Origin of the sequence: Dokdonia sp. R78006 (assembly GCF_042466145.1) — a bacterium.
GTDB lineage: Bacteria > Bacteroidota > Bacteroidia > Flavobacteriales > Flavobacteriaceae > Dokdonia.
Genome location: NZ_JAXHBU010000001.1, coordinates 1,229,994 through 1,244,714, shown reverse-complemented (window position 1 = coordinate 1,244,714; position 14,721 = coordinate 1,229,994). Strand labels below are relative to the sequence as shown.

At 38.4% G+C, this 14,721-nt stretch carries 15 protein-coding genes; 7 read left to right on the top strand and 8 right to left on the bottom strand.

Annotated elements, in window-relative coordinates; translation table 11 throughout:
- Nucleotide 1: 1 nt before the first annotated feature.
- The 3 genes from SJY37_RS05645 to mfd are packed head-to-tail and all read right to left on the bottom strand — an operon-like array spanning nucleotide 2 to nucleotide 4,143.
- Entirely contained in the window at nucleotides 2-544 is a 543-nt protein-coding gene (locus SJY37_RS05645) for a hypothetical protein (RefSeq protein WP_298323052.1), read from the bottom strand.
- A gap of 46 nt (nucleotides 545-590) precedes the next feature.
- Nucleotides 591-743 (bottom strand): hypothetical protein, encoded by a 153-nt coding sequence (locus SJY37_RS05640; RefSeq protein WP_298323055.1) that lies wholly within the window; start codon nucleotides 741-743, stop codon nucleotides 591-593.
- Nucleotides 730-4,143 carry a transcription-repair coupling factor gene (mfd, locus tag SJY37_RS05635; RefSeq protein ID WP_298323058.1) on the bottom strand — a complete coding sequence of 1,138 codons (3,414 nt, stop codon included), beginning with the start codon at nucleotides 4,141-4,143 and terminating at the stop codon, nucleotides 730-732. The genes SJY37_RS05640 and mfd overlap by 14 nt, the downstream gene beginning before the upstream one ends.
- Nucleotides 4,144-4,276: 133 nt before the next feature.
- Here mfd and SJY37_RS05630 point away from each other — a divergent pair, with 133 nt between their 5' ends.
- From SJY37_RS05630 to SJY37_RS05615, 4 genes are all read left to right on the top strand, one after another.
- The gene (locus SJY37_RS05630) at nucleotides 4,277-4,777 is read left to right on the top strand and encodes an RNA polymerase sigma factor (RefSeq protein WP_298323061.1); all 501 of its coding nucleotides are present in this window, start codon (nucleotides 4,277-4,279) and stop codon (nucleotides 4,775-4,777) included.
- Between the two features lie 5 nt (nucleotides 4,778-4,782).
- The gene (locus SJY37_RS05625) at nucleotides 4,783-5,391 is read left to right on the top strand and encodes a hypothetical protein (RefSeq protein WP_298323064.1); all 609 of its coding nucleotides are present in this window, start codon (nucleotides 4,783-4,785) and stop codon (nucleotides 5,389-5,391) included.
- A gap of 126 nt (nucleotides 5,392-5,517) precedes the next feature.
- Nucleotides 5,518-5,952 carry a DoxX family protein gene (locus SJY37_RS05620; protein ID WP_298323067.1) on the top strand — a complete coding sequence of 145 codons (435 nt, stop codon included), beginning with the start codon at nucleotides 5,518-5,520 and terminating at the stop codon, nucleotides 5,950-5,952.
- 121 nt (nucleotides 5,953-6,073) lie between these two features.
- A complete protein-coding gene (locus SJY37_RS05615) occupies nucleotides 6,074-7,423 on the top strand; it encodes an NAD(P)/FAD-dependent oxidoreductase (protein ID WP_298323069.1) in 1,350 nt (449 codons plus the stop codon).
- Here the strand turns inward: SJY37_RS05615 and SJY37_RS05610 are convergent.
- The 3 genes from SJY37_RS05610 to pdeM all read right to left on the bottom strand — a co-directional run bounded on the left by SJY37_RS05610 (nucleotide 7,420) and on the right by pdeM (nucleotide 10,487).
- Nucleotides 7,420-8,220 carry a tryptophan-rich sensory protein gene (locus tag SJY37_RS05610; RefSeq protein ID WP_298323072.1) on the bottom strand — a complete coding sequence of 267 codons (801 nt, stop codon included), beginning with the start codon at nucleotides 8,218-8,220 and terminating at the stop codon, nucleotides 7,420-7,422. The genes SJY37_RS05615 and SJY37_RS05610 overlap by 4 nt on opposite strands.
- Before the next feature lie 88 nt (nucleotides 8,221-8,308).
- Nucleotides 8,309-9,736: an aminotransferase class V-fold PLP-dependent enzyme gene (locus SJY37_RS05605; RefSeq protein WP_298323074.1), complete on the bottom strand. Its 1,428-nt coding sequence runs from the start codon at nucleotides 9,734-9,736 to the stop codon at nucleotides 8,309-8,311.
- A 118-nt stretch (nucleotides 9,737-9,854) separates the two neighbouring features.
- Nucleotides 9,855-10,487: a ligase-associated DNA damage response endonuclease PdeM gene (gene pdeM / locus SJY37_RS05600; RefSeq protein WP_298323078.1), complete on the bottom strand. Its 633-nt coding sequence runs from the start codon at nucleotides 10,485-10,487 to the stop codon at nucleotides 9,855-9,857.
- 56 nt (nucleotides 10,488-10,543) lie between these two features.
- On the opposite strand from pdeM, the gene SJY37_RS05595 reads away from it, so the two are divergent.
- Nucleotides 10,544-11,692, top strand: coding sequence for a lycopene cyclase family protein (locus tag SJY37_RS05595; protein ID WP_379952874.1), 1,149 nt, complete (start codon nucleotides 10,544-10,546; stop codon nucleotides 11,690-11,692).
- A 4-nt stretch (nucleotides 11,693-11,696) separates the two neighbouring features.
- Here SJY37_RS05595 and SJY37_RS05590 read toward each other — a convergent pair whose 3' ends face one another.
- A complete protein-coding gene (locus tag SJY37_RS05590; protein WP_379952873.1) occupies nucleotides 11,697-12,374 on the bottom strand; it encodes a haloacid dehalogenase type II in 678 nt (225 codons plus the stop codon).
- A gap of 80 nt (nucleotides 12,375-12,454) precedes the next feature.
- A complete protein-coding gene (locus SJY37_RS05585) occupies nucleotides 12,455-13,222 on the bottom strand; it encodes a TerB family tellurite resistance protein (protein ID WP_013750523.1) in 768 nt (255 codons plus the stop codon).
- 199 nt (nucleotides 13,223-13,421) lie between these two features.
- On the opposite strand from SJY37_RS05585, the gene SJY37_RS05580 reads away from it, so the two are divergent.
- Entirely contained in the window at nucleotides 13,422-13,835 is a 414-nt protein-coding gene (locus tag SJY37_RS05580) for a BrxA/BrxB family bacilliredoxin (protein ID WP_108877581.1), read from the top strand.
- Between the two features lie 203 nt (nucleotides 13,836-14,038).
- Nucleotides 14,039-14,698, top strand: coding sequence for an HD domain-containing protein (locus SJY37_RS05575; RefSeq protein ID WP_298323096.1), 660 nt, complete (start codon nucleotides 14,039-14,041; stop codon nucleotides 14,696-14,698).
- Nucleotides 14,699-14,721 lie beyond the last annotated feature (23 nt).

Sequence of the window (14,721 nt, the reverse complement as noted above, 5' to 3'; positions counted from 1 at the left end):
CTCAAAAGCGTAGAATATTATCACGTCGTATGCTTACCTGAGACCTACTTATGAAGGCTCCTTTCTCATTAAAAAGAACTTCATAACGCTTTGATTTTTTACCAGAATTGCGTGTTTTTACGACTATCTCATAATGCGGCGTGAACGATGATGCCGTAAGCATCTCTACATTCCTATCTACAACTTCATTTGCAGTGTTATTATACTGTGCTTGTATTTTCTCTACCTTAAAGTAATCAAATTCTTGCGTAAAATAGTTTGATATCTCTCGTCTTGTCTCTTCTGGCAAATCTCCTAACCCAATAACTATTTCTACATCTTCTAGAACTCCATCTGTAGTAAACTCTACACTGTGACGTTGTCCTTTGTATTTAAATTTTGCTTCAATACTAACGCCATCATCACCTACTTCTTGTAGCCACTTTACAGAACGATTTATATGGAAGGTGGCAATAAAGTCTTTTGCTTTTTGTGGAACAAGCTCGGGTTTAATTCGGTATTCTCTTTCCGTTTTTACAGCATCTTGTACTTGCGCACGACTCATTGATGTCTGTAGCAAGACACAAATACACATTAAGGAAAAAGAATATCTAGTCCACACGATCTTCCTTTTTTGAATTAAATAGCCATCCTAAAGGCAGCCATATCACAAAGAAGAGGAACTTCCCAGTTACCAAACCTATAATGGTGATAATTGCTGCAATTACTGCAAGCGTTGGTTTCCAAGATTTACTCGCCATCATCCATAGGCAGCTCTGCTGCTTTTTTCTTTGTACTCTCTGGCATTAATGGTCGTAGCAATGCTACCACGTCATTTACCGTCTTAGCATCGTCAGATTTTAAGAGTAATCGCAGTCCCTTAGATAGTTTTTTCTCTTTTATCCCAATACGGTATGCGTTTTCTTGTACAAATTTAAGCACACGGCCAAAGGCTGGGCTTTGATAGAAGGCACTCTGCTGGTCTGCAATAAAGAAGCCAGTGAGTTTTCCATTTTTGAGAACCACTTTCTCGAGACCTATCTTAGTCGCTACCCACTTGATACGAACAGAATCTAGCAAATCTTCGGCTTCTTCTGGTAATGGCCCAAAACGATCTACGAGTTGGCGTTCAAAATCATCCAGTTGCTCCTCTGTTTTTACATTATTGAGCTGCGTGTATAAGTTCAAGCGTTCAGTGATATTGTTTACGTAGTCATCTGGAAAAAGCAGACTAAAGTCAGTATCAATCACAGTGTCTTTTACATAATCCTTTTCTGCTTTCGCGAAAGCGGGATCATCATTATACAACTCTGAAAATTCATCCTCCTTAAGCTCTTCAATGGCTTCATTTAAGATTTTCTGGTAAGTATCAAAACCTATCTCATTGATAAATCCGCTCTGTTCTCCTCCTAGTAAATCCCCAGCACCACGTATCTCAAGATCCTTCATCGCGATATTGAAACCACTTCCTAGTACAGAAAATTGCTCTAGTGCTTGGATGCGCTTACGAGCATCATCTGTCATGGCACTATATGGCGGTGTGATGAAGTAACAGAACGCTTTCTTGTTGCTACGCCCCACACGCCCACGCATCTGGTGAAGGTCTGACAGTCCGAAGTTATTTGCGTTATTTATAAAAATCGTGTTTGCATTAGGCACATCTAGTCCGCTCTCAATAATAGTGGTAGATACTAGTACATCAAACTCGCCATTCATAAACGATAGCATCTTTGTTTCTAACGTTTTTCCTTCCATTTGCCCGTGACCTACTCCCACTTTTGCATCTGGCACAAGGCGCTGAATAAGACCCGCAACTTCCTTGATATTTTCAATACGGTTATGGATAAAGAATACCTGACCGCCACGTTGTATTTCATATTGTACCGCATCTCGTATCACCTCCTCAGAGAAGCGCACTACGTTACTTTCTATAGGATATCTATTAGGTGGCGCTGTATTTATGGTACTTAAATCCCTTGCTGCCATGAGCGAGAACTGCAACGTTCTCGGGATAGGAGTTGCTGTAAGTGTGAGCGTATCTACGGTTTCAGAAATAGTTTTGAGCTTATCTTTTACCGCAACGCCAAACTTTTGCTCCTCATCTATAACGAGAAGTCCTAAGTCTTTGAAGTTTACATTTTTGCTAGTAAGTTGGTGCGTGCCTATCACTATATCGATGGCTCCGCTCTCGATCCCCGCTAGCACTTCGCGCTTTTCTTTAGCCGTTCTAAAACGGTTGAGATAATCAATTTTTACAGGGAAATCTTTGAGACGCTCCTTAAATGTACGTGCATGCTGATAGGCTAGAATCGTTGTAGGAACCAGTATCGCGACTTGTTTACCGCCATCAACAGCTTTAAATGCGGCGCGAATGGCTACTTCTGTTTTTCCAAAACCTACATCACCACACACCAAGCGATCCATAGGTCGCTCACTTTCCATATCGCGCTTTACATCTTCGGTAGCGCTACTTTGATCTGGTGTGTCTTCATAGATAAAACTTGCCTCTAACTCATGCTGCATGTGCGTATCTGGCCCAAAGGCATAGCCTTTTTGCAACCTACGTTTTGCATATAATTTAATGAGGTTAAACGCAACGTGCTTGACTCTAGACTTGGTTTTTGCCTTAAGCTTTTTCCAAGCCTGGCTTCCTAGTTTATAAATTTGTGGCGGCTTGCCGTCTTTACCGTTATACTTTGTGATTTTATGAAGCGAGTGAATGCTTAGGTATAAAATATCACGCTCGCCGTAAATCAATTTGATTGCTTCTTGCGGCTTTCCTTCTACATCAATTTTCTGTAATCCACCAAATTTTCCAATCCCGTGATCAATATGCGTCACATAATCACCTACTGAGAGATGGCTCAATTCCTTAAGCGTAATGGATTGCTTTTTTGCATACCCATTCTTAAGATTAAACTTGTGATAACGCTCAAAAATCTGGTGATCTGTGTAGACCGCTATTTTCTGCTCATCATCTATAAATCCCTGATATAATGACAGTACCACTGTTTCATATTGCTTTACAATCGCTTCTGCATCATCAAAAATGTCATGAAAACGCTTTGCCGCTTGCTCCGTCACACAGGCAATATAGTTTTTATATCCCTTTGCCGAATTTTCATTCAAGTTTGCAATTAATAAGTCAAACTGCTTATTAAAAGAAGGTTGTGGTTGCTGCTCAAAAGTGATTATTGTATCTGCTGTGGCGCCGTCAATTTTTGGGGTAAGATCTACCGTAGTAAATTGACCTAACTGCTGCTGTAATGCAGCTCCATGCATAAAAAGCTCCTCTGGTGAGTTGCGCTTTATCTCTGAGTCAAGGTTAGAAAATGCTTCTTCCGCTTTCGCGAAATTTTTATCAGTACGATCTACAAGAAGTGATCTATTTTTTATAAAAACTACCGTTTTAGGCGAGATATACTCTAGAAAACTCTGGCGTACTTCTGTTAATGCCTTGTTCTCCACATTAGGCATCACCGAAATCTTTTTTACCTGCCCAGTTGAGAGTTGGCTCTCCACATCAAACGTCCTTATACTATCTACCTCATCACCAAAAAATTCAATACGATACGGCTCATCATGAGAAAATGAAAATACATCTACAATCCCTCCACGTACTGAAAATTCTCCAGGCTCTGTAACAAAATCAACACGTTTAAATTTATATTCAAACAGCATCTCATTTACAAAATCCAGCGACAGTTGATCACTCACGGCTATTTTGAGTGTCTGTCTATCTAGTTCTTTACGAGTAACTACTTTTTCAAAAAGCGCATCTGGATAGGTAACTAGCAATGCTGGCTTGCGACGAGAGTTAATTCTGTTTAAAACCTCTGCCCTCAGCAGGATATTTGCGTTGTCTATTTCTTCTATCTGGTAAGGCCTTCTATAGCTTCCTGGATAAAAAAGTACATTTTCTTCTTTACGTAATTGCTCTAAGTCATTTAGAAAATAGGCAGCCTCCTCCTTATCATTTAAAATGATGAGAAAAGGCGTTTCTGCTTTTTCAAAAGCGCTGCTTATCATAAATGACAGTGCAGAGCCCACAAGACCTTTGGCCTGTATGTTTGCAATATTTTCTTTAGAATAGGCAATAGATTCCCCTAGTTTCTGCAGTTGCAGAGACTGTGCAAAGTGTTGCGAGAGTTGGATGTTACTCAAGTAATTAGATTTTTTACAAAGATAGGGTTGACTACGCGTTCGCGAAAGCCAAAAAAAATTAAAATAATTTTCTGAATTTGTGATTTATTAAATTTTCTTGCGAATAATAGAGTGTAGACCAAAAACGAAAAAGTTGAGTAAAAAAGACACATTTATTGACATCATTAAAAAACACAAGGGCATCTTATATAAAGTGATCAAGATGTATTGTGTGGATGATAATGATAAAAAAGATTTAGAGCAAGAAATTTTAATCCAGATCTGGAAATCTCTAAAAACTTACAATAATGATTATGCGATTACTACTTGGCTGTATCGTATCTCCATGAATGTGGCGATTTCGCACTATCGTAAAACGTTTAAAGCAAAAAGAAAGACTGTACGTCTAGACACGGGACTAATAGAATATATGGCCGCTCCCCAAGCTAGTGAGGACAGTTATGAGCAGGAACAATTGCGACAGCTGTTAAATGGTCTCAACGAGTTTGACAAAGCATTAATATTCTTATACCTCGAGGATAAGGACTATGAAGTGATTGCAGCTGTCTTAGGAATTACAAAAACAAACGTGGCGACTAAAATAAGTCGTATTAAAAACCGATGGAAGCAGGAGCTTTCATCCTCTAAAAAATAGAAATTATGAATGTAGATGATATAAAAGATATTTGGAAAAATGATATGAGTCAGTTAGAAGCTCGTGTGATGATTAATGAAGAAAAAATAAATCAGCTCAAATTTGATAAAGCTCAAAGTAGCTTTGATAAGCTCTTTAAAATCTCACTTGCTGGTAAAAATATGGCACTTATATACGCTTTAGCATCTTTGGTGTTGATGTATTTAGTAAGAGATTCAGTATTGTATATGGCGATGTTAGGTGCTGGTGCTGGACTTATGGTTTTTTCTTATTTTCAACACAGTGTGCTTAAAAAATTAGATTATGCAAGTCTTAGCATAGTAGCGTTACAAAAGGAAATTTATAATTTCAGGAAACATACAGCACAGACTGCAATATATGATATGATTATTGTTGCAATATGGCTTGTTACTGCTAGCCTTGCTTATATGAAATGGGCTAAAGGGCTTGACATTTTCAATAATCCTGAGCAATTTGGAACTACCGGTGTTGCGATAGCGGTAATGATTTTAGTTTTGATATTTACTAGCAAAGCTATCTATAAGGCTTATGATGTAAAACTCAAAGAAAGTGAGGAAACACTCGACTTAGTTGCAAACTTTGAAAAAAATTAGAAAATCCAATTCATTTTATAAACCAACATCATATCTGTTGATTTTTTAATGCTTTCGCGAAAGCGTTATTTACTTTTTACCATTTTCATAACACTACGCTATCTTAAGGTTCTATAATTTTAAATTATGAAAAACTGGACAGATCATCAGCTTGCATTTGTAATCGCGCGTATTACAATAGGTATTAACTTCTTATTGCACGGTGTAGTGCGACTTCCTAAAATGGAAGGTTTTGCCAGCGGACTATCAAAAGGTTTTGAGGGAACGATGTTACCTCCTGCGCTTGTGGAGCCAATCGCTTTTGGACTTCCTATTGTAGAACTTGTACTAGGAGTGCTACTCATCATAGGTTTTAAAACACGTCTTGCTGCGGCACTAAGTTTTATATTAATCACATTATTAATGGCAGGAACCTCTTTTAAAGAAGACTGGGATCTAGTAGGCTCACAAATGATTTATGTGATTTTCTTCTTCATCTTTATTAAAAATTTACGTCACAACACCTTTGCAATAGATGGCACATCAAAGACGGTAGTAGATGGATTTACAAGCCAAGAGTAACTACAACTACACTAGTTTGTCGTGGTTAATCATACGCTTTCGCGAAAGCGTGATTGACATTTTACCATTTTCATAACAGCAACAAAAGTGTGTGCTCCCTACCTTTATAAAAAAGGAAAAGATGGGATTTGAACATTACGACATATTTGTTATAGGTACAGGAAGTGCAGGAAGACAGGTGGCAACACGTTGCGCAAAGGCGGGAATGAAAGTAGCCATTGCAGATAATCGTGAGTATGGCGGCACTTGTGCAAATAGAGGCTGCGATCCAAAAAAAGTATTACTAAACGCTAGCGAAATCATAGCTCGCACCTCGCACTTGGCAGAGGTAGGAGTTACAGACGTAGCTACTATAAACTGGCAAGCGCTGCAAAAATTTAAGGAAAAATTTGTTTCTGCAATGCCTGTAAAAACAGAAGATTCTCTCGAACAAGCTGGGATTACCATGTATCACCAGTCTCCAGAATTTATAGAAGAAGGATTACTCATTGTAGAAGGCAAAAAGGTGACTGCGGATAAAGTGGTAATTGCCACCGGACTTATCCCAAGACCACTTCACTTTAAAGGAGCTGAGCTTTTTAAAACATCAGACGATTTTCTTGAGCTTCCAGAGCTTCCAAAAAGCATCATCTTTGTAGGTGGAGGTTATATCGCCATGGAATTTGCACATATTGCTGCTCGTTGCGGTGTTAATGTTACTGTAATAGATCGAGGCGAGCGTGTGCTAAAAATGTTTGACGAGCAAATCACAGACCAGCTCCAGAAAGCATCTTCAGATATAGGAATTAAGTTCATTTTTGAAGCAGATGTAATAGGGGCGGAAATGCTTCAAAAAAACACACGTGTCTATTACAAGCAAGACGGAAAAGAGCATGAACTAAAAGCCGAAATGGTTTTTAATACCTCTGGACGTGTTCCTTCTATTGACATGCTTGCTCTTGACAAAGGCAATGTAGAAGCAACTCCGCAAGGAATCAAGGTGAATAAGTATTTACAAAGTGTCTCTAATCCTAATGTGTATGCATGTGGTGATGTGGCAGATAGTGGTGCTTTACCATTAACTCCGCTTTCTAGTTTAGAAGGAAAACATGTAGGAATACAACTCGCAACCGGCGAGCGCAAAGCATATACCTTTCCTGCGATTCCTACCGCAGTTTATACCACGCCACAACTCGCTATCGTTGGCTTAACCGAAGAACAAGCAAAGGCAAAAGGAATTGAATACAAAGTGCTAGAAGAGCATGTGCCAGACTGGTTTAGTATAAAGCGTCTTAACTCACCAGACTATTGCTACAAGACCATAAAAGGCCCTAACGATGAAATCCTCGGTGCTGAGATACTTGCACCAGAAGCGAGTGAGATGATCAATCTATTTGCTATGGCAATACAGCAAAAGATGACGTGTACACAGTTTAGAGAAACGATTTTTGCATATCCTACGTTTGCTAGTGATATGCAGAGTATGGTTTAATTATCAAGAAACCGTTCCTTGAATTTTAAATGAGGAGCGGTTTCCTTATTCTTAAAGGCGTGTAACATTGTAATTACTACTAATACTGCTGCTCCTAATAATGCATAATAAGCAATGCTTTCATGCAGATCTTTGTGTCTTATAAATATTGCCACAAGTGCCCACACAGCTACTAGTGCAAACTCTCTCATATTGCGCATCCACACCATAAGTACGTTTATAAGTACTGCAATTGTGATCATCACCATAGTCCATACTACTTCATTAAGCGGTCCTCCGGTCCAACCTATACTTGCAAAAAAGGCAGAGAAATTTGCAATAGTTGCTACTGCAATCCATCCAGAATAGATGCAAATAGGCCACCACACAAGTCCTATAACTTCAATAGGAGCATCCCATCGTTCCATATTAGTACGCGAGATTACTAGTATTAAGCTAGACAAAATTCCTAGCATAATAAGAACAGATAATCCTATGTAGTCATACGTAAAGGCAACCACCCATGCCGCATTAAGAAAGTTTGCAATAGCAAACCACCAACCAGTCTGCACAATAAACGGTGATTCTTTTTTACTGAAGAAAGCGCGTCGTATTTGAAAAAGTGAATACCCCAATAGCATTAAGAAAATGACACCCCAGATAGAAAATGCATATCCTGCTGGCGTAAACAAATTCTCATACTTATCTGAAGCTTCACCTATCGTAGTATTATTCCAGCGCTGGGCTTGTGAAAGTCCGTTTACAGCCAGTACCAATAACACAGAAAGAAAATTTACAATCGCATAGGTCTTTTTCATAATCACTGATTTTTAGTAAAGTTACATAGGCTACTATGTTCAAACACCCCTAGCTACTGCTAAAATATTCACAAAACCGAAGCTTTGCTTATCCTAAGATCTCGTCTGCAAATTTCTCGCAAAGTGTAAGCGTATCTTGTACGTCGTCAAAAGTTGTACGCGGATTAATTAAACACATACGAAGCACCACTTGCTTATTGAGTATCGTAGTTACTAGTTGAGCCTCACGAGATGCTGTTACCATACCAGAGATTTTCTGGTTGAGTTCATCTAGTTGCTTCTCTGTAAATTTATTTCCTAAGGGATTGTACCTAAAGTTAATAATCGCAAGCGTAGCAGGTGATACAATCTCCCACTTTTTACTTTTACGGAGTAACTTCTCGGTCTTTTCGGCTATTTTGATGTTATATGTGATGGCGTTTCTAAATCCTTCTAGTCCAAATGTTTTTAAAGACATATAGAATTTAAGTGCTCTAAAACGTCTTGTTAATTGGACACCGTGATCATAAAAGTTAATCTCAGATTCATTACCTTCTATATCTCTTAAGTACTCTGGCTTCTCAACAAAAGTACTTTTCAGGTATTTGTGATTGCGTATTAACAAGCAACCCATCTCATAAGGTTGGAAAAACCACTTGTGTGGATCTACAGTAAGAGAGTCTGCTTTTGAAATACCTTTTAAAAGTTCCTTTCCGTTTTTTGCAAGAATCGCCGCTCCTCCATATGCTCCATCTATGTGGAACCAAAGTTTCTCTTCTTTACAGATTTTTGAGATTTCAGTAAGAGGATCTACTGTTCCCGTATTTGTAGTTCCTGCGGTAGCAATTACACAAAACGGATTGTAACCTTCCAGTCTATCACGAGCGATAGCACTACGAAGTTTTATAGTGGAAAATTTAAACTCTGAATCTGTTGGGATTAATCGTATTTGGTCTTTTGTAAAACCTACGATGCGTAGCGCCTTAATATTTGATGAGTGTGCTTGATCTGAAAGATAAATAACTGCATTTGCAAAATCTTCTCCGCACATCACACGACGAGCAGTAACAATGGCAGTAAGGTTTGCCATAGATCCTCCACTCGTAAAAATCCCTCCTCCTTTTTTTACTGGAAAGCCAAAAATCTTAAGTAACCAACTTATCGTTACAATCTCTAACTCTGCTGCAGGTGGTGATTGTGACCAGCCTCCAGAAAATATATTAAATCCTGTAGCTAGCGTGTCAGACATGGCACTTACGTAGTTACTAGGTCCAGGAACAAATGAAAAAGACTTAGGATGCGTAGAAATCGCACTTTGCTTCATCACTTTTTCTATCACAAATTCAAGTACTTCTTGTGGATCTGAAGCTTTTTCTGGCGCTTCTTCTAGAAACATCTTATCCATTTCTTCACGAGTTCCAGAAGCCAAAGGAAACTTACTGTTTTGTGTGTCAAAATGTTCTACTACGGCATCTACAATACGGTATCCGTAGGCAGTCATTTCTTCTTTTGAAAGCTCTAATTTGTCTTTATCCATCACCTGTTGTATTAAGGCTGCAAAGTTAGACTATTGCTCAGACCATTAAAAATGTGTGCCGTAGTAATTAAAAAGAAGATTGCAGGAACTAGTATTTCCTCATGATGCTACACATCAATTATGCAATTAAAATCACTTCATTTGGAGTTAGCACAAATACCTCATCACCTTCTTCCGGTTCTAATAAATAATTTCCAGTAAAAGTTCCAAAGGCAGGTAATATAAGTTGGCTTTCCTTCTTGAAAAAGCAAGGCATTTTTAGCGCTTGTCTTCCCATACCCTGCAGTCGAACTCCTGGATGAATGTGACCACAAAAATTATATAACCCATCTCGTTCTTCGGGATGGTGCGTGAGTAAAAAACCATCAATGATTCTTTCGTCATAAATTGTTATGCCTAGCTTTTCAAATCGTAATGGAGAGATGATATCATGATTTCCAATCACCAGCGTGAACCTAACAGTTTGATCGCTTATCCATTTTTCAAAATAAGCCCATTCTATATTAAGATCAGAGTGAAATAAGTCTCCTAAAAAGCAAACCTCCTTAGGGTTATAATAAGCAATTGCTTTATCCAACTGCTCAAAATTAGTTTGTATCGCCTCTTGAGGAACGGCACTACCGTGTTTTCTAAAATGAGCTACTTTCCCAAAATGCACATCGGCGATGAGTAATACATCTTGCTCCTTCCAGTACATTGCGCCAGTAGGATGTAGTAAAAATGTATTATTAAATATTGTAGTTTGAGTCACTTTGTAAAGTTACAAATGACGCTACTTCTTTTACAACTTCCCCGTATCTTTATCATGTGCAAAATCAATACGATTATATTATTCTAGGTGCTGGTCTTTCTGGACTAACAACAGCGCTTCGTATGGCAAGAGATCCTTTTTTTAAAAATGTGTCTATTGCTATCATCGATCAAGATCTCCATAAAAAAAACGATCGCACTTGGTGTTTTTGGGAGACCATTCCAGATCTATTTGAAAGTGTCGTTTCTTACTCTTGGCCTTCGGTGCTAATTAAAGGAAATAAACAAAGTACGACCATAGACATATCTCCATATACCTACAAAAAGGTGGAGAGTGAACAATTATACGCTTTCGCGAAAGCGGAATTATCGCAACATAGCAATATCACGTTTATACAAGGTAAAGTAACACAAGTCACTGAAAAAGAAAACGGAGCAATAGCAAAAACTGTTGATCTTGAATATCATGCTACCACAATTTTAAATAGCATTTACAAACCAAAGCAATTAGAAAATCAGCAAGAAGCTGTGGTATTGCAACAGCACTTTATAGGCTGGTTTGTAAAAACTGACAAGGCTGTTTTTAACCCTAAAGTAGCAACGTACATGGATTTTAGCATACCTCAAAATGGTAATTGTAGATTTATGTATGTACTTCCTACTTCGACTCACGAAGCACTTGTAGAGTACACATTGTTTTCTAAAGATCTACTCCGAAAGGAAGAATACGAAAACGCTATAAAAGATTATTTAAATAATCTTGGAGTAACAGATTATGAAATCACAGATCGAGAGCTAGGAAGTATCCCTATGACCACTTATGATTTTGCTCAACATAATAGCAAGCATGTGCTACATATAGGTACCGCAGGCGGGTGGACTAAAGCGAGTACTGGGTATACCTTTAAACACACCTTGAAAAAATCGGCGGCGCTTATTGACTTTTTAAAAAGTGGTAAACCTCTAAAAAATTATAGCCTTAAAAATCGCTGGACTTTTTATGATGGCGTATTGCTTGAAGTTCTTGCTGCGCACAATGAACGTGGTGCAGAGATTTTTACACGCATGTTTAAAAAAGGAAAAGCCGCACATATCTTTAGATTTCTAGATGAAGAATCATCCTATAAAGACGAGCTTAAAGTTATTTTAAGTGCGCCTAAAATTCCTTTTACAAAAGGAGCATTTAAGGTGTTATTTAAAAAGTAGTAGCTTATTTATTTGAGAAGATGTCTACCAGACCATCGAGTGTATCCACAGTATAATCTGGCTTTTGAGCTAGTGGATACATTTGTTTACCTGGCCTGCTTATAAACGTAGTTTGCATTCCTGCCTTTTTTGCACCAGTAATATCCCAACCGTGAGCAGCAATCATCATAGCATCATCTGCTTGTACATTCAATTTTGAAAGTGCCCAACTATAAACTTCTAAGCTAGGTTTAAAAGCTCCTACAGTCTCGCAACTTAGCAACGTGTCAAAATTATCTTTTATTCCAGCATATGTTAACTTCTCGGCTAGTCCAGAAGTTGATGAATTTGTGAGCGCAACGAGCTTGAAGCCTTGATCCCTGAGCGCCTCTAATGCTTGTTTTACCTCTTTATAAGGCATCAAACTTTTAAAAGGCTTAATTACCGCATCTTCAGCTTGCTCCTTTGTAATGGTAATATCATTGCCTGCGGCTACCATTTGCAATGCTGCGACACCTATCTCGCTAAAATCTTTATAATCTCCTGTTACGTTTTCAACTAGTGAGTAATGTAATAACGTGCTGAACCATAATGGCACAAGCTCCTCTCTCCCATCTAAAACAGTAGTGATACTTTTTTTTAAAGCTGTAAGCTCTAAAAGTGTCTCGTTGACATCAAAAAATAATACGGAAGGCGTCTTCATAACATTGTTTTGCTGCAAAGTTAGTCAGTGCTTTACACAATGTATCTTAAAGAAATAGTAAGGTTATACTAAGAAAGACGTTAAATACCGCGTTCTTTTTGAATCTGCTCGTAAGCTTCTTGCACGTTTCTAAACTTCTCTTCTGCTCCTTTACGGTAGGCTTCATCCATGTCCATAAGTTTATCTGGGTGATATTTTTTGGCCATGGTTCTAAAGGCTTTCTTCACCTCATCATTACTAGCAGATTTATCTATTTCGAGTATTTTATAAGCACTATCTGCTTTCTTAACAAACATGTTTTTGATACTCTCAAAATCCTGATGGTTGATTCTAAAATATCCTGCAATAGTACCCAGCACATTTACCTCTGGCTGACTTATTTGACCATCTGCTCCTGCGATGCCAAATAAGAAGTGTAAAATCTGTAATCGCACCTCATAACGCGTTCTCGCATTAAGGTATGTACATATGTTTGATGCCGAAATCTCACGATTTTTAATCACATCATTAAAAGTTCTAAAGGTTGCATTTGCTCGCTCCTTTCCATATGCTCTCACAAAGTAGGCTCTAGCATAGTCTAGCTCTGTCTGGCTTATTTTTCCATCTGCCTTAATCACGATAGATGCGAGTGAAAGCAAGTTAAGTTCAAAATCGCCAGGCGAGACATTCTGCTGTGTGGCTTGCTCAAAAACATCTTTAAAGCGTTGCCCACGAGATCCACCTTCAGATGCTCCCTTATTTGTACTCATCATCATGTCTATCGCACTACCGATAAAGTAGCCTATGACAGCGCCAAAAAACCCACGTGCCAAAAACCAACCTACTACGGCTCCTATATATTTAATCATATGTACTTTTCAATCTTTTAGAACTGCAAATCTACGAGTTCTTAAGATTAGACGAGAGCAAATTCTGTTTGTTACGCTTTTGTGCCATAGTTACAGCTTGTTATAAAAGCAGTAGGAAATAATTGTAAGAATCTGCCATATTTTCCGTCATACAAAGGAGGAACACTTTTTGTACCTTTGTTATCAAAATATATTGATTATGTATCCACCAGATTTAGTAAAACCTATGCGTGAAGACCTTACCAGAAATGGCTTCACAGAATTACATACAACAGACGACGTACACGCTGCAATGAAAAAAGAAGGAACAACCCTTATGGTTGTAAATTCTGTTTGTGGTTGTGCTGCTCGTAATGCACGTCCAGCTGCTGTACATGCTACAGTAAACGGGAAGACGCCTGATAACTTATTTACTGTGTTTGCAGGAGTAGACGGCGAGGCAACAGATCTTGCTCGTTCTTTTATGGTACCATTTCCTCCATCAAGCCCTTCAATGGCGCTTTTTAAAGATGGTGAGTTAGTACATATGTTAGAGCGTCACCACATTGAGGGAAGACCTGCAGAAATGATTGCAGAAAATCTTATGGATGCTTTTAACGAGCACGTAAAGTAGTCCGTAGACTTTAGTCGCTAGACGGCAATAAAAAATAAGCCACTCTTTTTAGGGTGGTTTTTTTATGCGTATGAATGTTGTTTTCAGTGCGCTTTCGCGAAAAAGTAACAATTCAAACTGCATAGTTTTGCCGTAAGTAACCTTGTAGGACTGAATCAAACTGCCGACATTTGAGATTATAATCTATCCTATTCCTTCTGAAGATGACACAAGAACACCAACAACTCATAGACAACACCATCACCTTTGTAAAAACTACCCTTGCAAACGCCGAAGGTGGTCACGACTGGTTTCATATAGAACGTGTTTATAAAAGTGCCGTAAAGATTGCCGAAGGAGAAAAAGTAAATCCTCTCGTAGTAGCTCTTGGTGCATTATTACATGACATTGCAGATTCCAAATTTTTTAATGGTGATGAGACCATTGCTCCAAAAATGGCTACAGAGTTTCTGTTAAGTCAAAACTGCGATAGTACCGTGATTGAGCATGTCGTTCAGATTATAAAAAACATCTCCTTTAGAGGAGGAAATAAAGCGCAAGCGTTTACATCTCTAGAACTAGATGTTGTACAAGATGCAGATAGACTAGATGCTCTAGGAGCCATAGGGATTGCACGCACCTTTAACTACGGAGGGTTCAAAAACAGAAAACTCTATGATCCAGCAATAGCACCTCAGCTAGCTATGACAGTAGATGAGTATAAAAAAAGCACCGCTCCTACCATCAATCACTTTTATGAAAAGCTGCTACTATTAAAAGACCGAATGAACACCAAAACCGGTAAGAAAATGGCAGAGAAACGTCACCAATATATGGAAGGCTTTCTAGCCCAATTTTATGCCGAGTGGGAAGGATTAAAATAGCAGATTAGACCTCATTAAAAACC

Coding starts and splice junctions, on each gene's coding strand:
- SJY37_RS05645 (WP_298323052.1), bottom strand. CDS start 544: ATGAGTCGTGCGCAAGTACAAGATGCTGTAAAAACGGAAAGAGAATAC.
- SJY37_RS05640 (WP_298323055.1), bottom strand. CDS start 743: ATGATGGCGAGTAAATCTTGGAAACCAACGCTTGCAGTAATTGCAGCA.
- SJY37_RS05625 (WP_298323064.1), top strand. CDS start 4,783: ATGAATGTAGATGATATAAAAGATATTTGGAAAAATGATATGAGTCAG.
- SJY37_RS05620 (WP_298323067.1), top strand. CDS start 5,518: ATGAAAAACTGGACAGATCATCAGCTTGCATTTGTAATCGCGCGTATT.
- SJY37_RS05615 (WP_298323069.1), top strand. CDS start 6,074: ATGGGATTTGAACATTACGACATATTTGTTATAGGTACAGGAAGTGCA.
- SJY37_RS05610 (WP_298323072.1), bottom strand. CDS start 8,220: ATGAAAAAGACCTATGCGATTGTAAATTTTCTTTCTGTGTTATTGGTA.
- SJY37_RS05605 (WP_298323074.1), bottom strand. CDS start 9,736: ATGGATAAAGACAAATTAGAGCTTTCAAAAGAAGAAATGACTGCCTAC.
- SJY37_RS05590 (WP_379952873.1), bottom strand. CDS start 12,374: ATGAAGACGCCTTCCGTATTATTTTTTGATGTCAACGAGACACTTTTA.
- SJY37_RS05585 (WP_013750523.1), bottom strand. CDS start 13,222: ATGATTAAATATATAGGAGCCGTAGTAGGTTGGTTTTTGGCACGTGGG.
- SJY37_RS05580 (WP_108877581.1), top strand. CDS start 13,422: ATGTATCCACCAGATTTAGTAAAACCTATGCGTGAAGACCTTACCAGA.
- SJY37_RS05575 (WP_298323096.1), top strand. CDS start 14,039: ATGACACAAGAACACCAACAACTCATAGACAACACCATCACCTTTGTA.